The sequence below is a fragment of the Halomonas sp. I1 genome (assembly GCF_032334135.1).
GTDB lineage: Bacteria > Pseudomonadota > Gammaproteobacteria > Pseudomonadales > Halomonadaceae > Halomonas.
In genome coordinates, this window is the sequence record NZ_JAVXUS010000023.1 from 28,875 (window position 1) to 53,565 (window position 24,691).

The window sequence follows — 24,691 nt, forward strand, 5'->3', positions numbered from 1 at the left end:
GGCCACGTCCCCCCCGGCCAGCACCGCCGCCCACCCCCCACCGGCCGGCCTCCGGCCGGCGGTTGGTGTAGGCCGGCCGGCGACCGCCGCCGACGCGACGGTCGACGACTCACTTGATGACCCGCAGGGAAGGACGCCCCTTCCGGGGAGCTCCACCTTCCTGCTGATCCGACGTCGACGTTTCATTGTCGTCGGGTTCATCGACACTGGCCAACGCCGGCCCCGCCTCGTCATCCTGCGCGGACTCGGCTTCGTCATGGTCGGCATCGGGCATCACCGGCTCGTGACCGAAGACCATGCCCACGCCATTCTCGCGAGCATAGATGGCAATCAGTGCTTCCATGGGCACCATGAGCTGCGTCGGCTTGCCGCCGAAACGCGCCGAAAAGGCAATCGCGTCGTTCTCCATGGACAGATCGCGAATCGCGGAAACGCCCATGTTGAGAACGATCTGACCGTTCTGGACGAATTGCCTGGGAACCTCGACGCCCTCCTGCTCGGCATCGACCACGATATAGGGTGTCAACTCGTTGTCCAGCAACCACTGATACAGGGCCCGGGCAATATAGGGACGGCTTGAATGCATCGTTCGGCCCTCCTGGGTCGGTACCTCGAACGGGAAAGAAAATTCAGGGACGCATCTCGCGCTCGGCTTCGCTCAACGCTGCCTTGAAGCCTTCGCGATCGAAGACGCGCTCCATGTATCCCATCAGCGGCTGAACCTGCTTTTCAGGCAACTCGATGCCCAGCGACGGCAGGCGCCACAGGATCGGCGCCAGACAGCAATCGACGAGGGTGAACTCCTCGCTCATGAAGAACGGCATGTCTTCGAAGATCGGCGAGATTCCGACCAGGCTTTCACGCAGCTCCTTGCGCGCCTTCTCGGCTTCCTTCTTCGAGCCGTTCCGAACCTGCTCGACCAGCGGGCACCACTCGCGCTCGATGCGGTGCATCCACAACCGACTCTGGGCACGGGCCACCGGATAGACCGGCAACAACGGCGGATGCGGGAAACGTTCGTCCAGATACTCCATCATCACCTTGGACTCGTAGAGCACCAGATCGCGGTCGAGCAGTGTGGGGACACTGTTGTACGGATTGAGATCGGCGAGCTCTTCGGGATGGTTATCCTCAGTTACCTCGACGATATCAACGGCCACACCCTTCTCGGCGAGCACAATACGCACGCGATGACTGTAATGATCATCGCCCCCGGAATAGAAGATCATCGATGACCGCTTGGTCACTACACCCATGAAACAATCCTCGCATCAGTTCGTGCCGGAATGATAACACGACGCACCCCGGACGGGGGCGCCGTGAAATGTCCCATCGACGAATCCGAGCGACTCAGTGAACGTCGCGCCAATACTCGCGCTTGAGCAGATAGGCGACGACAGCAAAGATGAAGAGGAAGATCAGAACCTTGGGGGCCAGTGCCTGAGCCTGCAACCGGGACGGCTCACCGACATAGGCCAGGAAGTTGGTCAGATCGAACATGGCTCGCTCGAACGCATCGGGCGACATGGCCCCTTCTTGAACGAGCTCCAGATGGCAGCCGGCGCCGCCGTCCTCATGCTCCCCATCGCCACACACCTGCTGCTGCACCCCCTGGAGCGGTTCGAGCACATTGGGCATGGCCACCAGCGGGAAGACCGTGTTATTCACACCGGTTGGTCGCTGTGGATCACGATAGAAACCGAGCAGATAGGAATAGACCCAGTCGGCGCCTCGCAACCGGGTCACGAGCGTCAGGTCCGGTGGTGCGGCACCGAACCAGGACTCTCCCTGCGCAGGCTCCATGGCGTTGTCCATCTGATCGTTGAAGGCCTGGGCGTCGGCAAAGATCAGATGCTCCTCGACCAGTTCTCGAGGAATGTCCAGATCCTCGGCGGCCCGCGCGAAACGCTGGTGCTCCAGGGAATGGCAGCCCATGCAGTAATTGACGAAAAGCTGCATGCCATTCTGCAGCGAGGCCTTGTCATGCAGGTCCGGCGTCATGTCCCGTAGATGGGCGTCACCGCCACCAGCGGCGAGACCGGTCACCGGCAGCAAGGCGAAGCACAGTGCAAACAGTGATTTTCTCATCAGTCGGTCACCCTTTCCGGCACAGGCCTGGTCTTTTCCAGACGGGTGTAGAACGGCATCAGCAGGAAGTAGGCGAAATACCCCAGGGTACATAGCTGGGCGATGGTCGTGCGTGTTTCCGTGGACGGCAGCACACCGAGCACGCCGAGCACACTGAAACAGACCACGAACAGCCCCAGCATCACCCGGGAGATCCACCCCTTGTAGCGCATCGAACGTACCGGGCTGCGATCCAGCCAGGGCAGCACGAACAACAGCCCGATCGCCAGCCCCATGCAGACGACACCGAGAAACTTGGCCTCCAGCCCGAACACCGAAAAAGTCACGCCACGCAGAATCGCGTAGAAGGGCGTGAAGTACCACACCGGCGCAATATGGTCCGGTGTCTGCAAGGGATCGGCCGGCGCGAAATTGGGCTTCTCGATGAAATAGCCACCCCCTTCGGGGAAATAGAAGACCACCACGCAGAACACGAACAGGAACACGGCCACACCGACCAGATCCTTGACCGTGTAATAAGGATGGAAGGGAATGCCATCCAGAGGCCTGCCCTTGTCATCGGTCTTGTCCTTGATCTCGATACCATCGGGATTGTTGGAGCCGACCTCGTGCAACGCCACGATGTGCAGGACCACCAGCGCCAGTATCACGATCGGCAAGGCCACCACATGCAGGGCAAAGAAGCGATTCAGAGTGATCCCCGTGACCAGGTAGTCGCCACGAATCCACTCGGCCAGCCCCGGGCCAATGGCCGGAATCGCCGAGAATAGCGAGGTAATCACCTGAGCCCCCCAGTAGGACATCTGCCCCCAGGGCAACAGATAGCCCATGAAGGCCTCGGCCATGAGCGCCAGATAGATGGCCATGCCGAAGACCCAGACCAGCTCCCTGGGTGCCTTGTAGGAGCCATACAGCAGGCCGCGGAACATGTGCAGGTAGATCACCACGAAGAATGCCGACGCACCGGTGGTGTGCAGGTAACGAATCAGCCACCCCCACTCCACGTCTCGCATGATGTACTCGACGGATGCGAAGGCGTCCTCGGCCGTCGGCGTGAAGCTCATGGTCAACCAGATGCCGGTAAGAATCTGGTTGACGAGCACCAGCAGCGCCAGGGATCCGAAGAAGTACCAGAAATTGAAGTTCCTGGGAGCGTAATAACGGGACAGATGATCCTGCCACAACTGCGTGGCCGGGAAGCGCTCGTCGACCCAGCGCATCACGCCGCGCTGCGCCTTGGGCTTGTCGGGATTTCCCATCAGGCAGCCTCCTCGTCTTCACCGATACCGACGACGATGATCGTGTCGCTCTCGAAGTGGTAGGGGGGAACCTCGAGGTTGAGTGGAGCGGGCACGTTGCGAAACACTCGTCCCGCCAGGTCGAAACGCGAACCGTGGCAGGGACAGAAGAAGCCACCCGGCCAATCATCGACCCCGACCCCCTCAGCATTGGGCTCCGGCCTGAACAGCGGAGAGCACCCCAGATGGGTGCAGATACCGACGAAAACACCGATCTCGGGTCGAATGGACCGCATGGGCCCCTGAGCGTATCCGGGTTGCTGTGGTTCACTGGAGTCGGGATCGGCCAGTCGATCCGCATTCAACGCTTCGGTACGCTGAATCATTTCCGTGGAGCGATCGAGAATCCAGACCGGTCGGCCACGCCATTCAACGACCATCCGCTGGCCAGGCTCGAGTTTGGAAACATCCGCCTTGACGGGCGCACCCGCCGCTCTCGCCCTGGCGCTGGGCTGCCAGGAAGACAGGAAGGGAACCGCTACACTGACCGCTCCCACCGCCCCGATGACAGTGGTTGCCGCCACCAGGAAACGGCGACGTCCCTTGTTCACGCCATCATCTGCCATGTGCTGGTTTCTCCGTCGGCTTGTCCGTCTGGAGAACGCTGACGAGCGACGGCACGGCTGGGTCAATGGCTTGCGCACTGGTATGCCATGCGCCTGGAGCGATGCCGTACGCCGAAAGAATCAGCGTCTCCTTTTTGTTGTCATTCGTCGCGCCTGGACGCCACGCGATAACGGATCTCGCAGATAGCTAACATAGCAAGAAAAACGGCCACCTCACACGATAATGCTTTCCACGCGACCAATGACCCATAAAAAACGCCCGGGTCGAGAGACCCGGGCGTCGGTATCGGCGAGCGTTGCCGCTTAACGCTTGGAGAACTGCGGACGACGACGCGCCTTGCGAAGGCCGATCTTCTTGCGCTCGACTTCACGGGCGTCACGCGTCACGTAACCCGCGTCGCGCAGCGGCCGGCGGAAGTCCTCGTTGTACTCCATCAGGGCACGGGTAATACCGTGGCGGATGGCGCCGGCCTGGGCCGAACCACCGCCGCCCTTGACGGTAACGTAGACGTCGAACTGATCGAGGGTCTCGGTCAGCTCGAGGGGCTGACGCACGACCATGTGGCCGGTAACACGACCGAAGTAATCGTTCAGCTCACGGTTGTTGACGGTGATCTTGCCGGTACCTGCTTTCAGGAACACGCGGGCGGTAGAGGTCTTGCGGCGACCGGTGCCGTAATACTGCTGTGTCATGGCGAAGACTCCCTCAGATGTTCAATTCTTGCGGCTGCTGGGCGGCGTGGGGGTGCTCGGTGCCGGCATAGACCTTGAGCTTGGCGTGCATGGCACGACCCAGCGGACCTTTCGGGAGCATGCCCTTGACCGCGAACTCGATGACCCGCTCTGGCGCGTAATCGATCATCTGCTCGAAATTCATGGAACGCAGACCACCCGGATAGCCGGTGTGGCGATAGTAGTTCTTGGCGGTGGCCTTGTTGCCGGAAACCTTCACCTTCTCGGCATTGATCACGACGATGTAATCGCCGGTATCGACATGCGGGGTGTATTCCGGCTTGTGCTTACCGCGCAGACGGCGAGCGATTTCGGTGGCCAAGCGACCAAGCGTCTTGTCCGCGGCGTCGACGACGTACCAGTCGCGTTCGACGGACTGCGGTTTGGCAGTGAACGTCTTCATGGGTGAATCACCAAATTGATGCGTTGGGCCCTACCGGCACGCCGGTGGAGGACCATCCCTATTTTTCTTGGTTGTCGACCCGCTTCATCGAGCCGAGCGACAACTTTCGAGCGAGCGCGCATTCTACACGACACGCCAACGGCATAGCAACGCCGATGCGTAAGCCGTAAGCCGTAAGCCGTAAGCCGTAAGCCGTAAGCCGTAAGCCGTAAGCCGTAAGCCGTAAGCCGTAAGCCGGCCAGAGAATACCCCCGAAGCTTCCGGGAACAAGGTTTTTTGTTTTTTCTTACAGCTTAAAGCTTATAGCTTACAGCCCCCGGCGCAGCCGGGCCGGGCGAAGCCCGGCCGGGTTTTCTTACAGCTTACAGCTTATAGCTTACGGCCACCGGCGAAGCCGGGCCGGGCGGGTCAGGGCTTGTGCGGCAGAGCGAGGTAGTCGTGGGACTGCATCTCCTGTAGCCGCGACAGGGTGCGCTGAAACTCGAATTCCAGCTTGCCGTTGCCATACAACTGCTCCGCCGGGGCCTCGGCGGACATCAGCAGCTTGACGCCGCGGTCATAGAACTCGTCGACCATGTTGATGAAGCGTCGCGCCGAGTCATCGGTGGCGCCATCCATGCAGGTGACGTTGGACACCAGCACACTGTGGTACTCGCGCGCCAGCTCGATGTAGTCATTCTGGCTGCGCGGGCCATCACACAGCTCGGTGAACTCGAACCAGACCACGTCCTCGTGCAGACGGCGCGTCTGCAACATCCGATGATTGACCTCGACGGCGACGTCTCGCTCACCCTTGCCACCGGCCAGCGATCGGAAACTGCGCTCCAGCTCGGCCTCGGCCTGCTCGTCCAGCGGTGAGTGGAATATCTCGGCCTGCTCCAGGGCGCGCAACCGATAGTCGACGCCCGAATCCACATTGATCACTTCACAGTGACGCTCGAGCAGATCGATCGCCGGCAGGAAGCGAGCCCGCTGCAGACCATCCTTGTAGAGGTCGGCCGGTACGATGTTGGAGGTCGCGACCAGCACCACGTCCCGGGCGAACAACGCCTCGAGCAGATTCGCCAGGATCATGGCATCGGTGATGTCCTTGACGAAGAACTCGTCGAAGCAGATCACTCTTGCCTCGTCGGCAAACTTGTCGGCCACCAGGGTCAAGGGGTTGCGTTGTCCCTTGTAATGCTCGAGCTCGTTGTGCACTCGCTGCATGAAGCGGTGGAAATGGGTGCGGATTTTCTCGGGAAACGGCAGGGACTCGAAGAACGCATCCACCAGATAGGTCTTGCCGCGCCCGACACCCCCCCAGAAGTAGAGTCCGGAGATCGTCGGCATATCGGGCTCTTCCGGCGTCTCGCGCTTGCCGAACCAGCCCGACATGCGCGCCTTCAACCCCCTTGCGGCGGTAGCCGGGGCACTGGGGCGGGCACGTGGCGTCGCCAGCAGCTCATCGTAAAGACGCTGCAGATGCTCGACGGCCCGCTCCTGGGCCGGGTCGTATTGAAAATCATCGCGCTCGATATCGGCACGATAACGCGCCAGCGGCGAACCCGCTCGCGGCGCATCGAGAGTCCTGTCGCTATCGCTCATGGACATTCCTGGCGATCCACCCTGGCATGACATCGAAAGGTCGGCATTATACGCGTCGTGGACGAGCTTGGCACCGTCGCCGAGGGTCGTTGACCCCGGCGCTGGCCCTGGCTCTATAATGGACCCCGGTGCGGCTTCACCACGAGAAGCCGACACCAGGCCGTACGACAGCTCAGGGAGAAAGACGTGGAACAAGGCAATATCAATTGGGTGCTGGCCATCGCTTGCTTGCTGGCCGGCGTGGGCATCGGTGCCCTGGGCTATCACCTGCTCAATGGCGGCGCCAGAAGCGCCCAAAAGCTGCGCCAACGACTCGCCGAGCGCGACCGAGAGCTCAGCGAGCTGCGCACAGGGCTGGGGGAACATATCGACCGCGCGAATGGATTGCTCGATGCCCTCCTTGCCAACGGGCAGAGCCTTCAACAGGAAATGCAGGACAGTGCCGCCCGGCTCGGCTCGTCACAGCCGCGCAAGCCCGATTTCGGCCAGACCGACGAGACCAATGACGATGTCAACGCGCCCCGCGACTACGCCGATGGCAACCGTGGCACCCTCTCGGAAGACTTCGGCCTGAAGGACAGTGGCGAGGCTCCCGCCCAGCCACCACGCTACTGACATGACGACCCGCCCGCCCCGGACCGGGCCGGGGCGAGCGACAGGCGTTATCTGAAACGCCGACCTCCCGGACAACCTCTCATGTCGTGTCAGGCCGGGTTGTCGATATCCACGAAACGATGCTCGATGCCGAAACGTTCGGCCAGCCACTCGCCGAGTGCCTGGACGCCGTAACGTTCGGTGGCATGGTGCCCGGCCGCGAGATAGTGAATGCCCATCTCGCGCGCCAGGTGCGTGGTTCGCTCGGAAATCTCGCCGGAAATGAAGGCGTCGGCACCGGCCTCGGCGGCCTGAATGATCATGTCCTGGGCGCCCCCGGTGCACCAGGCAACGCGACGCACCTCGCCGCCCTCCGGTGACTCGACCAACAAGGGAGAACGCGCCAGGCGATCCCCGACGTGTTCGGCCAGATGCTGCGGCGTCATCGGCTTCTCGGGCGTGCCATGCCAGATCAACCCTTCACCGAGTGCCCCATCGATACATCCTTCGACGTCGAAGCCCAGGCGCTCGGCCAGGGTCGCGTTGTTGCCCAGGGTGGCATGGGCATCCAGGGGCAGATGATAGGCGAGCAGGTTGATGTCGTGGCGCATCAAGGTAGCCAGGCGACGACGCTTCATGCCGACGATGTTGACCGGCTCGTTCTTCCAGAAATAGCCATGATGCACCAGCACCAGATCTGCCTGCCAGGCGACCGCCTCGTCAAGCAATGCCTGGCAGGCCGTGACCCCGCTCATGACGCGCCGGACGGCCCCACGCCCACTTACCTGGAGGCCGTTGACGGTGTAATCCTTGAAACGTGCGGGAGCCAGCTGCTGGTCGCAGGCGGCTACCAGCTCATCACATGTCGTCATGAACCCTCCGGGCGTGGTGCAGGATGAAATGTTACCATCGCCACATTGTAACCACCGCACCTCCTCCCCGCGACCACGCAGAAGGAACCTCGCCGCATGCGACGCGCCCTCCCCTACCTCTGGCCTGTCCTGATCGGTGTGCTGGCGGCCATTGTGCTGCTCAATGCCTTTCCACAGCTGTTGGGGCGCCAGGATAGCAATGCCGGGGCCGGCACGACCGTCCAGACGCGTCAGGATGACAGCACCACGGCCAGCGCCGATCGCCCGGCACCGGATATCCGCCAGGCCTCCCCGATGTCTCGCAATACCGGGCCGGTGAGCTATGCCGAGGCGGTCGAACGTGCCGCGCCCGCCGTGGTCAACATCTACTCGTCGCGGGTGGTCGAGCGCGATTCTCACCCCTTGATGTCGGACCCCTTCTTCCGCCAGTTTTTCGGCGACGATGCCCCCAGCCGCCAACGCATGCTCTCGAGCCTGGGCTCCGGCGTCATCGTCAGTGAAGAGGGGTATGTGCTCACCAACCACCACGTGATCAACGGCGCCGACCAGATCCAGGTGGCCCTGCGCGACGGTCGCGAGACCCTGGCCAACGTCGTGGGCACCGATCCCGAAAGCGATCTGGCGGTCCTGCGTATCGACCTCGAAGATCCTCCGGTGATCGAGCTCACCGACTCCCAGGAAGTCGCCGTGGGTGACGTCTCGCTGGCAATCGGCAACCCATTCGGCGTCGGACAGACGGTCACCATGGGCATCATCAGCGCGACCGGTCGCAGCCACCTGGGGCTCAGCGCCTACGAGGACTTCATCCAGACCGACGCGGCCATCAATCCCGGCAATTCCGGGGGCGCCCTGATCAACCCGGAAGGGGCCCTGGTCGGCATCAACACCGCCATCTTCTCGCGCTCGGGCGGCTCCCAGGGCATCGGCTTCGCCATTCCCGCCAACCTCGCCCGCAACATTCTCGAGGAGATCGTCACTCACGGGCGAGTGATCCGCGGCTGGCTGGGTATCGAAGCCCAGGAACTCGACGCCGAGCTGGCGGCTTCCTTCGGCCTCGAAGTCCCCAGCGGCGTGGTCATCGCCGGTGTCGTGCCGAACGGCCCGGCGGCCAAGGCGGGGCTGCAACCCGGCGACGTACTGCTCGAGGTCGACGGCGAGGCGATTGTCGACCCTCGTCGAACCATGAGCGACATCGCCGCCGTGGCGCCGGGCACCGAACTCCCCGTGACGATCGTGCGCGGCGGCGAGACCCGCCAGGTTACCCTCGAAGTCGCCGAGCGACCCACACCGAGCCGCCCTTTCCCCTCCGAGCCCGACACCCCCGCCTCCCGGTCTCGAGACGACCAATGACAGACGCCCCGCAGCGCGGGGCGTCAACGAGGTCGAGCAACCGACTCCCCGCGCAGGGGCTGAATCAGTCGCGAATACGGTACTCGGCACTGCGCGCATGGGCGGTCAACGACTCGCCCCGCGCCAGCACGGAAGCCGTCGGCCCCAGGCTGGAGGCGCCCTTCGCCGAGCACTGAATCAATGACGAGCGCTTCTGAAAGTCGTAGACCCCCAGCGGTGACGAGAATCGCGCCGTACCGGACGTGGGCAGAACATGATTGGGTCCGGCGCAGTAATCCCCGAGAGCCTCGGCGGTATGCCGTCCCATGAAGATGGCGCCGGCATGCCGCACCTCGGACAGCCAGCTCTCTGGCGCCGCGACCGAGAGCTCCAGATGCTCGGGGGCAATGCGGTTGATCAGGGCCAGCGCCTCGTCGCGGTCTCGACACTGGATCAAGGCCCCGCGAGCGGACAGCGAGGCCCGCACGATCTCCTCGCGCTCGAGTGTCGGCAACTGACGCGACATGGACTCGGCCACCGTGTCCAGATGCGCGGCATCCCAGCTCACCAGAATGGCCTGGGCATCCTCGTCATGCTCAGCCTGGGAGAAAAGGTCCATGGCCAGCCAGTCGGGATCGGTCTCGCCATCGGAAACCACCAGGATCTCCGACGGACCGGCGATCATGTCGATGCCGACCCGTCCGAACACCGCCCGCTTGGCGGTAGCCACGTAGATGTTGCCGGGCCCGACGATCTTGTCCACCCGCGGTACGGTCTCGGTGCCGTAGGCCAGTGCCGCCACTGCCTGGGCACCACCGATGGTGAATACATGATCGACACCCGCCAGGTGTGCGGCAGCCAGCACCAGGTCATTGAGCACGCCATCCGGTGTAGGCACCACCATGACGATCTCGCCGACGCCGGCGACATGGGCCGGAAGGGCATTCATCAGCACCGAGGAGGGATAGGCCGCCTTTCCGCCGGGCACGTAGATGCCGGCTCGATCCAGCGGTGTCACCTGTTGACCCAGTACGGTGCCGTCTTCCTCGGTGTACTGCCAGGACTGCGGCTTCTGGCGCTCATGGTAGCGACGGATTCGCTCGGCGGCATCGGCCAGCGCCTGGCGCTGTATCGAGGGCAGATTGTCGTAGGCCTGACGCAGCCGGTCGGGACCCAGCGTCAACTCCGTCATGTCCTCGACAGACAGTCGGTCGAAACGGTTGCTGTATTCCACCAGAGCGGCATCGCCACGTCGCTTCACCGCCGCCAGGATGTCATCGACACGTTGTTGAACATCAGTGTCAGAGACACCTTCCCAATCCAGCAGGGCATCGAGACGCGCCTCGAAATCAGCATCCGTGGTAGCCAGGCGGGCAATGTCCAGACCACCGACAGGGGATTCGCTCATGACGGTTCCGTCCTCTCGCAACGGTTCGCAAATGGGAAGGCTCAGGCAGACGCCTGCTCGCGGCGGTGCGCGACGGCTTCCTGCAGACGTTGTATCAAAGGTTTGAGCCGCTCGTGCTTCATGGTCATGGCCGCCTTGTTGACCACCAGCCGCGTGCTGATCGATGCGATCAGTTCGCGCGGCTCCATGCCGTTGGCACGCAGGGTATTGCCGGTATCGACGATATCGACGATCTCATCGGCCAGATTCATCAAGGGCGCCAACTCCATGGCACCGTAGAGCTTGATGACCTCGGCCTGGATGCCCTGCTCGGCGTAATAGCGGCGGGCCACCTCGATGAACTTGGTCGCCACCCGGCGCCGTGCCCGTGCCGGCTCGGCACCGGTGACACCAGCCGTCATCAGCTTGCAGCGGGCGATTTCCAGATCCAGTGGCTCATACAAGCCCTCGGCACCATGCTCCAGCAGCACATCCTTGCCGGCCACACCGACATCAGCGGCACCAAGCTGTACATAGGTCGGCACATCGGTGGCGCGGATCACCACGATCTTGACGTCCGGCAGGTTGGTGTCGAACAAGAGCTTGCGGCTGGCCGACAGATCCTCTGCCGGCACGATGCCCGCATCGGCCAGCAGCGGCAGCGTCTCGTCGAGAATGCGGCCCTTGGACAGGGCCAGAATCAATTGCTTGCTCATGGTATTGCCCGTTGTCGGCTTCAGCCCGGCACGCGTCGAATCTTCGCGCCCAGCAGTTGCAGCTTCTCCTCGATACACTCGTAGCCGCGATCGATATGATAGATACGATCCACCAGGGTCTCGCCGACCGCCATCATCGCCGCCACGACCAGCGAAGCCGAGGCGCGCAGGTCGGTGGCCATCACCGGCGCGCCGGACAGGCTCTCGACCCCCGTGACCACGGCGGTATTGCCTTCCAGCGCGATATCGGCGCCCATCCGGTTGAGCTCCTGGACATGCATGAAGCGATTTTCGAAGATCGTCTCGACGACCCGCGCGGTCCCCTCGGCCACCGCGTTCAGCGCCACGAACTGCGCCTGCATGTCGGTCGGAAAGGCCGGATAGGGGGCGGTACGCACACTGACCGCCCTGGGACGCTGGCCATGCATGTCCAGCGCGATCCAGTCATCGCCGGACGTCACCGTGGCACCGGCCTCTTCCAGCTTGGCCAGGACCGCTTCGAGAAGGTCGGCACGCGTGTTGCGCACCCGGACCCGCCCACGCGACAGCGCCGCTGCCACCAGAAAGGTACCCGTCTCGATACGGTCGGGCATGACATCGTGAACCGCTCCGTGCAGGCGCGCGACGCCCTCGATGACAATGGTATCGGTACCATGCCCGCGGATGTCCGCCCCCATCTTGATCAGGCACTCGGCCAGATCGACCACTTCAGGCTCGCGAGCGGCGTTTTCGAGCACCGTGGTGCCTTCCGCCAGGGTGGCGGCCATCAGCAGGTTCTCGGTGCCGGTGACCGTCACGGTGTCGAAGAAGATGGTCGCCCCCTTCAGGCGCCCATCAACCCGGGCTCGAATGTAACCGCTCTCGACCCGGATGTCGGCCCCCATGGCCTCGAGCCCGCGGATATGCAGGTCGACCGGTCGAGACCCGATGGCACAGCCACCGGGAAGCGACACATCGGCCTGGCCGAAATGCGCCAGCAAGGGCCCCAGTACCAGGATGGAGGCGCGCATCTTCTTGACCAGTTCATAGGGCGCATGACAGTCATGCACCTGTGAACCGTCGAGCTGGATACTCATGCGCTCGCCCATTACCGGTTGCACGCCCATGTGGCCAAGCAGCTCCAGGGTCGTGGTGATATCCTGCAGATGCGGCAGATTTCCGATGGTCACCGGCTCCTCGGCCAGCAAGGTCGCACAGAGAATCGGCAGGGCCGCATTCTTGGCGCCACTCGCCCAGACCTCGCCATCGACGGGGCCATTACCGGTAATGATCAGCTTGTCCATGTGGGTCGACCGTCAGGCCCCTTTGCTTGGGCGGCATCAGTTCTCGGCGGCATCTTGCCACTGTGCCGGTGTATAGGTGCGGATGGTGATCGCGTGCAGTGCCCCGGAGGCGATTTCCTCCGACAGAGCACCATAGATCAGTTGCTGACGCTTGACTCGCGACAATCCTTCGAAGACCTCGCCCACGGCGACGACCTGAAAGTCACAGCCCTCGCCCTGGATATGAAACTCGCAACCGTCGAGTCGGCTCTCGAGCAGCGCCTTGACCTCACTGGGATGCATCGAATCCTCGCTCGTCTGTATCGTCGGTGAATGCGCCACTCAGTGGCAGCGCTGGCAAAACTGACATGGTAAAGAAAAGCGGGGCGCTTGGCGATGGCGGTCGCGGAAAGACTCAGCCAGCAACCTCGGCCGGGGCACCGATGGGCAACAGGCTGTCCAGGTCGGCGACCCGGGTCAATCGCGCCAGAGGCGCGGAGAGTCGCACCTCGACGACGTCGAGCTCCGTCTTGCGGGCCTGACGCAACCATTCGAGCAGCACGCTGACAGCAGCGCTGCTGACACGATCGACGCCCCTCAGATCGAAGACCACCCGCGCCCCCTGACTGCGGTTCTCGAGCCAGTGGCGACCGGCCTCGGCCAGGGCCGCGGCCCCTTCGAAGTCGACGCTGCCGGTCACGGTGAGACGCTCATCGCCAGCCTCGAGGCGGTTGGCTCCATCCTCGAGCAGGACGCTCACTCACCCTCCTCCAGGTGCTCCACGTCCAGCTCCGGCGCCCAGCCGTCGATCACCGCGTCATAGTCGCGATTCTGCGCACGCATGGCCTGGTCGAACTGGTTACGGAAGGTCAGACCGAGATTGATGCCATTGACGATCACATTGACGACCTTCCAGCGATCATCGTCGAGACGCAGCGTATAGCTGACCGGATAGATGGTGCCGTCGACCCCGACGACTTCCATGGAGACACTGGCCTGATCATCATAGCGCGATGCCTGTTGCGCCTGAGGCACGCGAATCTCGCGATAGTCGAAGGTGACCAGCCCCTTGGCGTAGGTATCGATCAGGGTCTGACGAAAGGTCTCGACGAAGCGCGAACGCTGCTGGGGCGTCGCATTGCCGAAATAGCGCCCCATCACGCTGGCACCGATGTAGCGGAAGTCGGCCACACCGGCGAGATTGTCCTCGACGACCGCCCCTAGCTCATCGGGGTGCTGGGCAAAGTAATCCCTGCGCCCCTCGATCTGGGACATCAGTGACTCGATGCTGTCGCGTATCAGCGTTTCGGGATGCTCGACATCCTGAGCCTGGACCGGCAACGCCGCCACCAGCATGATGAGAAGCAGCAGGGCGGCCTTCAGCCGAACCAGCGGGGAAGTTGAAATCATCATCGTCACTCCTTGGCCATGTTGGACACGAACTGCTGGATGAGCTCCTCCAGCACCAGGGCGGACTGGGTATCGCGAATGCGCTCGCCGTCGCCCAGGGTCTCGGGGGCGCCCCCCACCGAGAGTCCAATGTATTGCTCGCCCAGAAGCCCGGACGTCAGGATCGCGGCCGTGCTGTCCTCGGGGAGCGTGTCTTCGAGATTGCCATCGAGCTCCATGACCACATGGGCATCGTACCAGTCGGTGTCCAGCTCGATGCTCTGCACCCGACCCACGGTGACGCCGGCCATGGTGACTCGAGCACGCGGCTTCAGGCCACCGATATTGGCGAAGTTGGCTTCCAGCTCGAAGCTGCTCTCGGGGCGCTCCAGGCTGAGACCGCTGACCCTCAGGCCGAGAAATACCAGCCCGAGAATACCGGCCAGCATGAACACCCCGACCCCCAGCTCCATTGTCTTGCTACGCTTCATTGCGTGTCTCCGAACATCAGGACAGCCCTCCGAACATTACCGCAGTCAATACGAAATCCAGTCCCAGCACCGCCAGGGACGCGTAGACCACGGTGCGTGTCGTGGCCCGTGAAATCCCCTCCGAGGTCGGCACCAGGGCATACCCCTGATATACCGCGATCCAGGTCACCACCAGGGCAAAGACCAGGCTCTTGAGCAGGCCGTTGCCCACATCCGCGATGAAGTCGACACTGGCCTGCATGTTGCCCCAGTAGGACCCCTCGAAGACGCCGAGCCACTGCACCCCCACCAGCTGGCCACCCCAGACGCCGACCACGCCAAAGCCGATGGTCAGCAACGGCAGCGCCACGAACCCGGCCCAGAGGCGAGGCGCCACCACGCGGCGCAACGGGTCGACACCGATCATCTCCATGCTGGTGAGCTGCTCGGTGGCCTTCATCAGGCCGATCTCGGCGGTCAACGCCGAGCCCGCGCGACCGGCGAACAGCAAGGCCGCGACCACCGGCGCCAGCTCACGCAGCAACGACAGCGCCACCATCTGCCCCAGGGCATCCTCGGCACCGAAATCGACCAGGATCGTATAGCCCTGAAGCGCCAGCACCATGCCGATGAACAACCCCGATACCAGCACGATGGCCAGCGACATCACACCGACGAAGTGCATCTGCCGCAACCAGAGCCGAATGCCCTCGGCGGAGGGCATGCCGAACATCGACTGGACAAGAAAGATCCCGGCATCCCCGAGGCTCTCCAGGGTCTCGCACCCCCAGCGCCCTAGTCTCACGATGCGCGCGATCATCGCGGTCCTCCCGCGCCCAGCAGGTCAGCATGGAAATCACGAGCCGGGTAATGAAACGGCACCGGCCCATCGGCTTCGCCATGGACGAACTGTCGCACTCGAGGGTCACGATCCACATCGAGTTCGGCCGGCGCGCCACTGGCCATGACCTGGCCATCGGCAATCACATAGACATAATCGGCGATGGACAATGTCTCCTTGATATCGTGGGAGACCACCACGGCGGTCAGCCCCAGAGCCTCATTGAGCCGACGGATCAATTGCACCAGCACCCCCATGGAAATCGGGTCCTGGCCGACGAAGGGCTCGTCATAGAGGACCAGCTCAGGGTCCAGCGCAATGGCTCGTGCCAGGGCCACTCGACGCGCCATGCCGCCAGACAGTTCGGCGGGCGTCAGCTCACGGGCACCGCGCAACCCGACGGCCTGCAGCTTCAGCAAGACCAGATCACGAATCATCGACTCGGGAAGATCGGTATGCACGCGCAGCGGGAAAGCGACATTTTCATACACATCGAGATCGGAGAACAGAGCACCGCTCTGGAACAGCATGCCCATGCGCCGACGCAGCTTGAACAGCGCCTTGCGCGACAGCGCATGCACGTCCTCGCCGGCAATGCGCACACGCCCGGCATCCGGCACGAGCTGGCCCCCGATCAGCTTGAGCAGGGTCGTCTTGCCGGTTCCACTAGGGCCCATGATGGCAGTGATCCGCCCACGCGGTATCGCCATGTCGATGCCACGGAAGATCGCCGTCTCGCCGCGGGAATAATGCAGGCCCTCCACTTCAACGAAAGAGGAGTCGGTCATCCGTTCGCTTTCCCAACCAGAATTATCGAACATCGTATCCTAACCACGTCTCGACGCGCCAGCACAGCATTCACCGCCTTGCACCTGCATGATGCAGCATGTTCAATAGGCCACCCTTCTCTGCCACGGATAGCCTCCCAGCGATGCTGATTCCTGCCCTTCTCGTATTGCTCGGCCTCATCGGCCTGCTATGGAGTGCCGACCGCTTCGTCGGCGCCGCCGCCGCCACCGCCTGCCGCGCCGGCATGAGCACCATGCTGGTCGGCATGACCATCGTCTCCATCGGCACCTCGGCGCCCGAGATCGTGGTCTCGGTCATGGCCTCACTGGATGGCGCCCCCAACCTCGCCACCGGCAATGCCCTGGGCTCGAACATCGCCAATATCGGCCTGGTGCTGGGCATCACCGCCCTGGTGGTACCGATCCCTGTACGCTTCTCCATCGTGCGCAAGGAGCTGCCACTGCTGCTCGGCGCCACGGGGCTGGCCGGTTATGCCCTGGCCAACGGCCAGCTCGACCGCCCCGACGGCCTGCTGCTGGTGCTCCTGCTGATCTTCAGCCTGTGGTGGCTGTTTCGTGCCGATACACCGGGCGCAGCGGATACCGACACTGACATCCCCGACATGTCCCTGGTGCGCGCCCTGATCTGGCTCACCCTGACGCTGATCGTGATGGTGGCGAGCTCACGCGCCCTGGTCTGGGGCGCCAGCGAACTGGCCCGCGACTTCGGCATCAGCGAACTCGTGATCGGCCTGACCATCGTCGCCATCGGCACCAGCCTGCCCGAACTCGCCGCCTGCGTGGCCAGCGCCTTGAAGCGCCACCATGACCTGGCCATCGGCAATGTCATCGGCTCGAACCTGTTCAACATGCTCGCCGTGCTCCCCGTGCCTGCACTGATGCGCCCGGGGGCCACCGACCCCGCGGCAGCCGGACGCGACTACCCGGTAATGCTGCTGCTGACCCTGGCATTGGGCATGCTGCTGCTGTGGCAGCGCCACGGACAGATCAAGCGCCTGCCAGGCGCCCTGCTCGCCCTGGCGTATCTCGCCTATCTGGTCTGGCTGGGAAGCAGCCAGACCATCGCCGGCACCTGACCCTTGAGTGAAACCCCATGACGGGCAACAATCTCTGCCATGACTGACGCTACCTCTCCCTCCGCTCAGCTGCGTGCCAGCGCCACCCGCACCCTGATGCTGGAACAACAGGCCATCGGCGCCTTGATCGAACATCTCGACGATGATTTCGAACGTGCCTGCGAACTCATCCTGGCCTGCCCGGGCCGGGTCGTGGTCACCGGCATGGGCAAATCCGGCCACATCGGCGGCAAGATCGCCGCCACCCTGGCCAGCACCGGCACACCGGCCTTCTTCGTGCACCCCGGCGAAGCCAGCCACGGTGATCTCGGCATGATCACGCCGGGCGATGTGGTCCTGGCATTGTCACACTCGGGAGAGACCGCCGAAGTCACCGCCCTGCTACCGCTTCTCAAGCGACTGGGAACGCCATTGATCAGCATGACGGGGCGCCCGACCTCCACCCTGGGTCGCCATGCCGAAGCCCACCTCTACGCCGGCGTCGAGCGCGAGGCCTGCCCGCTCGACCTGGCCCCCACGTCCTCGACCACGGCCGCCCTGGCGCTTGGTGACGCTCTGGCCGTGGCCCTGCTCGAGACACGGGGATTCACCGCCGAGGATTTCGCCTTGTCTCATCCCGGCGGCAGCCTTGGCAAACGTTTGTTGCTGCGGGTCTCGGACCTCATGCACCAGGGCACCCGTCTCCCCAGGGTGGCATCCGGCAGCCCGTTGCGCGACGCCCTGCTGGAGATCACGCGCCAAGGTCTGGGCTTCACCTGCGTCGTCGACCCCGATGATCACCTGGTCGGCGTCTATACCGATGGCGACCTCCGGCGCACTCTCGACCAGCATGCCGACCTGAGCGGCCTCAAGGTCGACGACGTCATGACCGCACCAGGCAAACGTATCTCGCCCGACACCCTGGCCGCCGAGGCCGTCCGCATCATGGAAGACAACCGCATCACTGCACTGGCCGTGGTGGACGCCGACGGCCATCCTGTCGGCGCCTTGCACATGCACGACCTACTGGCCAGCGGCGTGATCTGACCCCAAGGAGTAGCCATGCGTCATGACGCCCCCTCGCTTCCCACGCACCTGCTCGACCGCTTGCGACAGGTACGCCTGCTGGCCCTGGATGTCGATGGCGTGTTGACCGACGGACGACTCTATTTCCAGGCCGATGGCGACGAGATCAAGGCCTTCCACACCCTGGACGGCCACGGCATCAAGCTGGTGCAGGGCGCCGGTATCGAGGTGGCACTGATCACGGGTCGTGACTCGCCGATGGTCAGCCGTCGCGCCGCCGCGCTCGGCATCTCCCACCTCCACCAGGGCATTTCACGCAAGCTCCCCGTGCTGCAACACCTCTGCGCGCGACTCGAGATCGAACTCGGCCAGGTCGCCTACTGCGGCGATGACATGCCCGACCTGGCGGCCATCCACCAGGCCGGCGTCGGCATCAGCGTCCCCGGCGCACCAGGCTATATACGCCGACATGCCGACTGGGTCACCGAGCGCGCCGGCGGACACGGCGCGGTACGCGAGATCTGCGACGTCCTGCTGCAGGCCCAGGGGCAATGGGATACCGTACTCGACACCTACCTGAACGATCAGGCCTGACCCATGCGACTACCACGCCCCGGTTTTCGCACCTGGCTTTTCTTCCTCCTGTTGCTTCTGGGCGGCGGCCTGGCCCTGCTCGACTCTCGCGACACCGATGCTCCCGGCCCGGTGCCACAGGATGCTGCCGGCGAACCGGACTACTACCTGGAAGACGTCGAGGCGACGCGTTTCGATGCCGAGGGGCGCCCCCACCAGCACCTGGTCACGCCACGCCTGGTGCACACGCCCGTCGACGACGTCACGCGCCTGGAAAATCCCGATGTCAGACTCCGCGACAATGATGGCCGACGCTGGCTCGCCCGAGCCGAGAAGGGCCGTCTGGAAACCGGCGGCAACCCTCTGGTGCTCGCTGGCGACGTCCACCTGGAGGCCCCCGAGGAACGCTGGCACCTGACCACCCGGACGCTGCACTACGATGCCGATACCGGCCATGCATGGAGCGACACGCCCACTACCGTGAGCCAGCCTCCTCAATCGATGCGAGGCCAACGGTTCGATGCCTGGCTCCATGACAATCGCGTTCGACTGACCGACAATGTCCGCGGCCACCATCCGCCGGCAACCGACGAGGACCCCGAGCCATGACGCGACAGTCCCTCGCCCCCCTGCTGGGCCTGACATTGACCATGCTGACGCTTGCTGCCCCCCCGGCACTGGCGCTGGAGGGTGACGCCAGCGCGCCGATTCAGGTCGAAGCCGACCGGCTGGATCTCGATGACCGTGCCGGCACCGCCGTCTATCAAGGCGATGTCCGCATCCAGCAAGGCAGCATGCGCCTGACCGGCGCACGAGTGGAAATCCGCCGCAACGACGCCGGCCAGTTGAGCCAGGCCATCGCCACCGGCGAACGTGCCTACATCGAACAGAAGCCCGCCCCCGACGAACCGCTGGTGCGCGGCTGGGGGCAGCGCATCGTCTACCATGTGGCCGAGCGCCGCATGGAGCTCGTCGATCAAGCCGAACTCCACCAGGGTGGCGACACCTTCGATGGCGGCTATCTGGAGTACTTCCTCGACCGCCGCGTGGTACAGGCGCGTTCCTCTGCCGAGGGCGTCGAAGGAAACCAGCGGGTACGCATGACCCTGGAACCCGAGCAACAGGATTCCCAATGAAAACGCTTCATGCTCGCCACCTGGCCAAGAGCTACAAGCGTCGCCGCGTGGTCCACGATATCAGCCTGGCGATCGGCCAGGGGCACATCATCGGCCTGCTCGGCCCCAACGGTGCCGGCAAGACCACCTCCTTCTACATGATCGTGGGCCTGGTCCGCGCCGATGCCGGCGAAGTCGCCATCGATGATCACGACCTGTCCGACGCCGCCATGCACGAACGCGCCCACGCCGGCATCGGCTATCTGCCCCAGGAAGCCTCGATCTTTCGCAAGCTGAGCGTGGCCGACAACATCATGGCCATCCTCGAGATGCGCAAGGACCTCGATCGCGCCGGCCGCCGAGCCCGCCTGGAGTCGCTGCTGGAGGACTTTCACGTCACCCACATCCGTGACAACGCGGGCATGACCCTGTCCGGTGGCGAGCGACGCCGAGTGGAAATCGCGCGCGCCCTGGCAACCGAACCCGATTTCATCCTGCTGGACGAGCCCTTCGCGGGCGTGGACCCGATTTCCGTCGGTGAAATCAAGGACATCATCCGCCAGCTAAAGGCACGCGGCATTGGCGTACTGATCACCGATCACAATGTTCGCGAGACGCTCGATATCTGTGATGGCGCCTACATCGTCGGCGACGGGCAGATCATCGCCGAAGGCAACGCCGAGGCGATCCTCGCCAACCAACGAGTACGTGACGTCTACCTGGGCCAGGATTTCCGGCTCTGAGTCGCCCCTGCCAAGCGCTGATGCGCCTCGTGGAATCACAACAAACTGATATAAAGAGAACTTTATCTCCGAGGCATGCTAATTGCCAATGGCATGATAATTGCTTTTAACAAGGCTTGCATGCGCCGACCCAGCGGACTAGGGTGGGGGTTTCTCGCACGTTGAGCGGATCTCTTTCCCTATGGCCATGAAGGCTTCCCTGCAACTGCGGCTCGGCACCCAGCTGACCATGACGCCCCAACTGCAGCAGGCCATCGCCCTGCTGCAGCTCTCCACCCTCGATCTTCGCCAGGAGGTCCAGCAGGCCCTGGAATCCAACCCCATGCTGGAGCTCGACGACGATTTCGGCGAACAGGCCGTCAGCGATGCCCCCGAGGATGACTGGGCCAGCGAGATTCCCGATGACTTGACCGTCGACAGCGACTGGTCCGACACCTACCAGGACGCCGGATTGGGAAGCCTGGGAGGCACCGGCAGTGGCGAAGCTCCCGACTTCGAGCGCCAGGCGGCCGGCCAGAGCCTGCAGGGCCACCTGGCCTGGCAACTGGCCATGAGCGGCCTGGACGAACGCGCGTCGCGTATCGCCGAGAGCCTGATCGACGCGGTCAACGACGACGGCTACCTGGACCAGCCTCTGGACGAGATCCGTGACGGCCTGCGCGCCCAGGGACTGGAAGGACTATCCAGTCGCGAAGTCGAAACGGTGCTGCTTCAAGTGCAGCAGTTCGACCCCACCGGCGTCTTCGCCCGCGACCTGCGGGAGTGCCTACTGCTGCAGCTTGCGGCCCTGCCCCAGGACACTCCCCGACTTCCTCAGGCTCGGCGTCTGGCCCGCCAGTTCCTCGAGGCGCTGGCCGGCGATGACCGGCGTCTGCTGAAACGACGCCTCAGCCTGGACGATGAGGCCCTCGACGAAGCCATCGCCCTGATCCGAGACCTCGACCCCCGCCCGGGCAGCGCCTTTGCCAGCGAGAGCGACGACTATGTCATTCCCGACCTGGTCGCCCGACGCACCGAAGATGGTTGGCAGGTCGAGCTCAATCCCGACGCCATGCCGCGCCTGCGCATTCAGCCCGACTATGCCGCCTTGATCCGGCGCGCCGACAAGAGCCAGGACAACCAGTTCCTCAAGGACCACCTCCAGGAAGCACGCTGGCTACTCAAGAGCCTGGCCAGTCGCAACGACACCCTTCTTCGGGTCGGCCGCGAGATCATGGTCCGCCAACTGGATTTCCTGGAACACGGCGAGGAGGCCATGAAACCGCTCATACTGGCCGACATCGCCCAGACCGTCGAGATGCACGAATCGACCATTTCCCGGGTGACCACCCAGAAATACATCCACACACCGCGTGGCGTGTTCGAGCTCAAGTATTTCTTCTCCAGTCATGTCGGCGGGGGCGACGATGCGCACTCCAGCACTGCCATTCGCGCCCGAATCCGCAAGCTCATTCAGGAAGAATCGACACGCAAGCCGCTTTCCGACAACAGACTTGTCACCCTGCTCGCCGAGGAAGGCATCGATGTGGCACGACGAACCGTGGCCAAGTACCGTGAATCGATGAACATCCCCTCCTCGAGCCAGCGCAAACGCCTTCGCTGAGCGTTTACCACGGGACGTCACCGACGGCATTGCGCAGGGGGTTTGCTCGACTCCAAAAAGGGTTACAATCGAGTCACCACCCAAGGAGCAAGGAGCGTGTCATGCAAGTCAACCTCACCGGCCATCATGTGGAATTGACCGACGCCCTGCGTGACTATGTCCAAGAGAAGCTCGCGCGCCTCGAACGTCATTACGACAACATCACCACCGTGCAAGTCACGCTCTCCGTGGAGAAAGAACGTCAACAGGCTGCCTGTACCCTGCATGCTGCTGGTGCCGACCTGCATGCCGAAGCAATGGACGGCGACATGTACGCCGCCATCGATGCCCTCGCCGACAAGCTCGATCGCCAGTTGGTGAAACACAAGGAAAAATCCCAGGCGCGCGCCCAGGGCGCCGCCGGCGCACGCTGACCCGTCATGACTCTGGAAACCATCCTTCCCCCCGAGCGCACCCTTTTCGATGTCCCCGGGGGGAGCAAAAAGCGCGTACTGGAATTCTTCAGCACCTTCATCGCTCAGAACACACCCAGCCTCGACAGTCAGGAGGTTTTCAGCCGACTGATCGGTCGCGAGCGTCTGGGCAGCACGGGCATCGGACACGGAGTGGCCATCCCCCACTCCCGCAACCCGCACTGCAAGGCCCCCATCGCCGGCTTCCTGAAGCTCGCCGACCCGATCGACTTCGATGCGGTCGACGGCGACCCCGTCGATCTGGTGTTCGTGCTGCTGGTTCCCGAGCAGGCCGACGACGCCCACCTGGCGTTGCTCGGCCAGGTCGCTGCCGTGATGAATGATGCCGACACACGCAATGCCCTGCGGCGCGCCGATAGCCAGCATGCCCTGCACGAACGACTCGTCGAGGCCATACGCCGGCAGGCGCCGGCCGAACACGACTGACGGCCCCCGTTCCCGGGCCATCCGGCCAGCCATTCGACCAGGAGATCCGCCATGCAGATCGTGATCATCAGCGGCCGTTCGGGCTCGGGCAAGTCGATCGCCCTGCAGGCGCTGGAGGATCTCGGCTTCTACGCTATCGACAATCTGCCGGCCATGCTGCTCGGCTCGCTGGTGGATGAGCTGCACGATGCCCAGGCACGCAGCTCCATCGCCGTCAGCATCGATGCCCGCAACCTGCCACATGCCCTGCAACGCTTTCCGACGCTACTCCATGAGTTGCGCGACAGGAAGGTTCAGTGTCAGGTGGTCTACCTCACCACCGATGCGCGCATCCTGCTCGAACGCTACTCGGCCACTCGACGACGCCACCCGTTGACCCGCAACAACCGGATGACGCTGGCCGAGGCCATCGACCAGGAAGAAGCTTCCCTGGCAGACATCCGCGACCTCGCCGACCTGGTGATCGATACGTCACGACTCTCGGTGCATGACCTGCGCGGCCGCCTCGCCGACCAGGTGGCCGACCGCGGACAGGAAGCCCTGGCCTTGACCATCGAGTCCTTCGGCTTCAAGCGCGGTGTTCCCCTCGACGCCGATATCGTCTTCGATGCGCGCTGCCTGCCGAACCCCTACTGGGACCCGTCATTGCGCGATGCCACCGGGCGTGACTCGAGCGTCATCGACTTTCTCGACGGCTACCCGATGGTCGACGAGATGCGCCGGGACATCCTGGCCTGGATAGAACGCTGGCTACCGCGCTACCTGGCCAGCCAACGCAGTTATCTCACCGTAGCCATCGGTTGCACCGGCGGCCAGCATCGTTCGGTCTACCTGGCCGAGCGCCTGGCCCACGACCTGGCCGTTCAGCAGCCCAGCGTCCGCCTGCGCCACCGCGAACTGGGCATTCATCTCAGCCGCCTCCCCTCGGAAACGACGTCCACCCCCGAGCAGGACGATCACGACCAAGAAAAGGAATCCTGAGTCCGTGCCGAGTCGCAAGCTCACTCTGACCAACAAGCGCGGCTTGCACGCCCGTGCCGCCACCCGCCTGGTTCAATGCTGTCAGCCCTATAACGCCACCGTCACCGTCACCCACGGCGGCCAGACAGCCGACGCCGGCAACATCATGTCGCTGCTGATGCTCGCCGCCCCCTGCGGCACCGAACTGCTCGTGGCAGCCGAAGGCGATGACGGCGACACCGTCCTGGATGCGCTGGAAGAGCTGTTCGAAGCCCGGTTCGACGAGGACGCCTGACCGCCGTAAGCCGTAAGCCGTAAGCCGTAAGCCGTAAGCCGTAAGCCGTAAGCCGTAAGCCGTAAGCCGTAAGCCGTAA

31 protein-coding genes are annotated in these 24,691 nt (G+C 63.7%); 13 read left to right on the forward strand and 18 right to left on the reverse strand.

Annotation, left to right across the window (positions count from 1 at the left end; all coding sequences use genetic code 11):
* Positions 1-109: 109 nt before the first annotated feature.
* The 8 genes from RSO41_RS17075 to zapE all read right to left on the reverse strand — a co-directional run bounded on the left by RSO41_RS17075 (position 110) and on the right by zapE (position 6,674).
* Complete coding sequence (locus RSO41_RS17075) at positions 110-586, reverse strand: ClpXP protease specificity-enhancing factor (RefSeq protein ID WP_315620440.1); 477 nt, start codon at positions 584-586, stop codon at positions 110-112.
* Positions 587-629: 43 nt separating this feature from the next.
* Positions 630-1,256 carry a stringent starvation protein SspA gene (gene sspA / locus RSO41_RS17080; RefSeq protein ID WP_315620441.1) on the reverse strand — a complete coding sequence of 209 codons (627 nt, stop codon included), beginning with the start codon at positions 1,254-1,256 and terminating at the stop codon, positions 630-632.
* A gap of 94 nt (positions 1,257-1,350) precedes the next feature.
* Positions 1,351-2,088 carry a cytochrome c1 gene (locus RSO41_RS17085; protein WP_315620442.1) on the reverse strand — a complete coding sequence of 246 codons (738 nt, stop codon included), beginning with the start codon at positions 2,086-2,088 and terminating at the stop codon, positions 1,351-1,353.
* Positions 2,088-3,347, reverse strand: coding sequence for a cytochrome bc complex cytochrome b subunit (locus RSO41_RS17090; protein WP_315620443.1), 1,260 nt, complete (start codon positions 3,345-3,347; stop codon positions 2,088-2,090). The genes RSO41_RS17085 and RSO41_RS17090 overlap by 1 nt, the downstream gene beginning before the upstream one ends.
* Complete coding sequence (gene petA / locus RSO41_RS17095) at positions 3,347-3,952, reverse strand: ubiquinol-cytochrome c reductase iron-sulfur subunit (RefSeq protein ID WP_315620444.1); 606 nt, start codon at positions 3,950-3,952, stop codon at positions 3,347-3,349. Before petA ends, RSO41_RS17090 begins: the two co-directional genes overlap by 1 nt.
* A gap of 303 nt (positions 3,953-4,255) precedes the next feature.
* Entirely contained in the window at positions 4,256-4,645 is a 390-nt protein-coding gene (rpsI, locus tag RSO41_RS17100; RefSeq protein ID WP_275287070.1) for a 30S ribosomal protein S9, read from the reverse strand.
* Positions 4,646-4,658: 13 nt separating this feature from the next.
* The gene (rplM, locus tag RSO41_RS17105; protein ID WP_315620445.1) at positions 4,659-5,087 is read right to left on the reverse strand and encodes a 50S ribosomal protein L13; all 429 of its coding nucleotides are present in this window, start codon (positions 5,085-5,087) and stop codon (positions 4,659-4,661) included.
* 408 nt (positions 5,088-5,495) lie between these two features.
* Positions 5,496-6,674 (reverse strand): cell division protein ZapE, encoded by a 1,179-nt coding sequence (gene zapE, locus RSO41_RS17110; protein ID WP_315620447.1) that lies wholly within the window; start codon positions 6,672-6,674, stop codon positions 5,496-5,498.
* 186 nt (positions 6,675-6,860) lie between these two features.
* Here zapE and RSO41_RS17115 point away from each other — a divergent pair, with 186 nt between their 5' ends.
* Positions 6,861-7,289 carry a YhcB family protein gene (locus RSO41_RS17115; protein ID WP_315620449.1) on the forward strand — a complete coding sequence of 143 codons (429 nt, stop codon included), beginning with the start codon at positions 6,861-6,863 and terminating at the stop codon, positions 7,287-7,289.
* 89 nt (positions 7,290-7,378) lie between these two features.
* Here the strand turns inward: RSO41_RS17115 and RSO41_RS17120 are convergent, their stop codons facing one another.
* Positions 7,379-8,140: a Nif3-like dinuclear metal center hexameric protein gene (locus RSO41_RS17120; RefSeq protein ID WP_315620450.1), complete on the reverse strand. Its 762-nt coding sequence runs from the start codon at positions 8,138-8,140 to the stop codon at positions 7,379-7,381.
* A gap of 96 nt (positions 8,141-8,236) precedes the next feature.
* Here RSO41_RS17120 and RSO41_RS17125 point away from each other — a divergent pair, with 96 nt between their 5' ends.
* Entirely contained in the window at positions 8,237-9,490 is a 1,254-nt protein-coding gene (locus RSO41_RS17125) for a Do family serine endopeptidase (RefSeq protein WP_315620452.1), read from the forward strand.
* Between the two features lie 64 nt (positions 9,491-9,554).
* Here RSO41_RS17125 and hisD read toward each other — a convergent pair whose 3' ends face one another.
* From hisD to RSO41_RS17170, 9 genes are all read right to left on the reverse strand, one after another.
* Positions 9,555-10,877, reverse strand: coding sequence for a histidinol dehydrogenase (gene hisD, locus RSO41_RS17130; RefSeq protein WP_315620454.1), 1,323 nt, complete (start codon positions 10,875-10,877; stop codon positions 9,555-9,557).
* A gap of 41 nt (positions 10,878-10,918) precedes the next feature.
* Positions 10,919-11,572 (reverse strand): ATP phosphoribosyltransferase, encoded by a 654-nt coding sequence (gene hisG / locus RSO41_RS17135; protein ID WP_315620455.1) that lies wholly within the window; start codon positions 11,570-11,572, stop codon positions 10,919-10,921.
* Between the two features lie 20 nt (positions 11,573-11,592).
* A complete protein-coding gene (murA, locus tag RSO41_RS17140; RefSeq protein WP_315620456.1) occupies positions 11,593-12,855 on the reverse strand; it encodes a UDP-N-acetylglucosamine 1-carboxyvinyltransferase in 1,263 nt (420 codons plus the stop codon).
* 36 nt (positions 12,856-12,891) lie between these two features.
* Entirely contained in the window at positions 12,892-13,137 is a 246-nt protein-coding gene (locus tag RSO41_RS17145; protein ID WP_315620457.1) for a BolA family protein, read from the reverse strand.
* 112 nt (positions 13,138-13,249) lie between these two features.
* On the reverse strand, positions 13,250-13,594 hold the full coding sequence (locus tag RSO41_RS17150; RefSeq protein ID WP_315620458.1) for an STAS domain-containing protein: 345 nt from the start codon (positions 13,592-13,594) through the stop codon (positions 13,250-13,252).
* On the reverse strand, positions 13,591-14,247 hold the full coding sequence (locus tag RSO41_RS17155) for an ABC transporter substrate-binding protein (protein WP_315620459.1): 657 nt from the start codon (positions 14,245-14,247) through the stop codon (positions 13,591-13,593). Before RSO41_RS17155 ends, RSO41_RS17150 begins: the two co-directional genes overlap by 4 nt.
* A 2-nt stretch (positions 14,248-14,249) precedes the next feature.
* Complete coding sequence (mlaD, locus tag RSO41_RS17160; protein ID WP_315620460.1) at positions 14,250-14,714, reverse strand: outer membrane lipid asymmetry maintenance protein MlaD; 465 nt, start codon at positions 14,712-14,714, stop codon at positions 14,250-14,252.
* Positions 14,715-14,730: 16 nt separating this feature from the next.
* On the reverse strand, positions 14,731-15,513 hold the full coding sequence (mlaE, locus tag RSO41_RS17165) for a lipid asymmetry maintenance ABC transporter permease subunit MlaE (RefSeq protein ID WP_315620461.1): 783 nt from the start codon (positions 15,511-15,513) through the stop codon (positions 14,731-14,733).
* On the reverse strand, positions 15,510-16,322 hold the full coding sequence (locus RSO41_RS17170) for an ATP-binding cassette domain-containing protein (protein WP_315620463.1): 813 nt from the start codon (positions 16,320-16,322) through the stop codon (positions 15,510-15,512). The genes mlaE and RSO41_RS17170 overlap by 4 nt, the downstream gene beginning before the upstream one ends.
* A gap of 143 nt (positions 16,323-16,465) precedes the next feature.
* Here RSO41_RS17170 and RSO41_RS17175 point away from each other — a divergent pair, with 143 nt between their 5' ends.
* The 11 genes from RSO41_RS17175 to RSO41_RS17225 all read left to right on the forward strand — a co-directional run bounded on the left by RSO41_RS17175 (position 16,466) and on the right by RSO41_RS17225 (position 24,612).
* Positions 16,466-17,419 (forward strand): calcium/sodium antiporter, encoded by a 954-nt coding sequence (locus RSO41_RS17175; protein WP_315620464.1) that lies wholly within the window; start codon positions 16,466-16,468, stop codon positions 17,417-17,419.
* A gap of 39 nt (positions 17,420-17,458) precedes the next feature.
* Positions 17,459-18,445: a KpsF/GutQ family sugar-phosphate isomerase gene (locus RSO41_RS17180; protein ID WP_315620465.1), complete on the forward strand. Its 987-nt coding sequence runs from the start codon at positions 17,459-17,461 to the stop codon at positions 18,443-18,445.
* A gap of 15 nt (positions 18,446-18,460) precedes the next feature.
* Positions 18,461-19,018: a KdsC family phosphatase gene (locus RSO41_RS17185; protein WP_315620466.1), complete on the forward strand. Its 558-nt coding sequence runs from the start codon at positions 18,461-18,463 to the stop codon at positions 19,016-19,018.
* A 3-nt stretch (positions 19,019-19,021) separates the two neighbouring features.
* A complete protein-coding gene (gene lptC / locus RSO41_RS17190; protein WP_315620467.1) occupies positions 19,022-19,606 on the forward strand; it encodes an LPS export ABC transporter periplasmic protein LptC in 585 nt (194 codons plus the stop codon).
* Positions 19,603-20,133 carry a lipopolysaccharide transport periplasmic protein LptA gene (lptA, locus tag RSO41_RS17195; protein WP_315620469.1) on the forward strand — a complete coding sequence of 177 codons (531 nt, stop codon included), beginning with the start codon at positions 19,603-19,605 and terminating at the stop codon, positions 20,131-20,133. The genes lptC and lptA overlap by 4 nt, the downstream gene beginning before the upstream one ends.
* Positions 20,130-20,855 carry an LPS export ABC transporter ATP-binding protein gene (gene lptB, locus RSO41_RS17200; RefSeq protein ID WP_315620470.1) on the forward strand — a complete coding sequence of 242 codons (726 nt, stop codon included), beginning with the start codon at positions 20,130-20,132 and terminating at the stop codon, positions 20,853-20,855. Before lptA ends, lptB begins: the two co-directional genes overlap by 4 nt.
* Positions 20,856-21,036: 181 nt before the next feature.
* Entirely contained in the window at positions 21,037-22,458 is a 1,422-nt protein-coding gene (locus tag RSO41_RS17205; protein ID WP_315620471.1) for an RNA polymerase factor sigma-54, read from the forward strand.
* 101 nt (positions 22,459-22,559) lie between these two features.
* Positions 22,560-22,871: a ribosome hibernation-promoting factor, HPF/YfiA family gene (hpf, locus tag RSO41_RS17210; protein WP_013331678.1), complete on the forward strand. Its 312-nt coding sequence runs from the start codon at positions 22,560-22,562 to the stop codon at positions 22,869-22,871.
* 6 nt (positions 22,872-22,877) lie between these two features.
* Positions 22,878-23,357: a PTS sugar transporter subunit IIA gene (locus tag RSO41_RS17215; RefSeq protein ID WP_315620473.1), complete on the forward strand. Its 480-nt coding sequence runs from the start codon at positions 22,878-22,880 to the stop codon at positions 23,355-23,357.
* A 51-nt stretch (positions 23,358-23,408) separates the two neighbouring features.
* Positions 23,409-24,338: an RNase adapter RapZ gene (gene rapZ, locus RSO41_RS17220; protein ID WP_315620474.1), complete on the forward strand. Its 930-nt coding sequence runs from the start codon at positions 23,409-23,411 to the stop codon at positions 24,336-24,338.
* 4 nt (positions 24,339-24,342) lie between these two features.
* Complete coding sequence (locus RSO41_RS17225; RefSeq protein ID WP_315620475.1) at positions 24,343-24,612, forward strand: HPr family phosphocarrier protein; 270 nt, start codon at positions 24,343-24,345, stop codon at positions 24,610-24,612.
* The last annotated feature ends 79 nt before the right edge of the window (positions 24,613-24,691 follow it).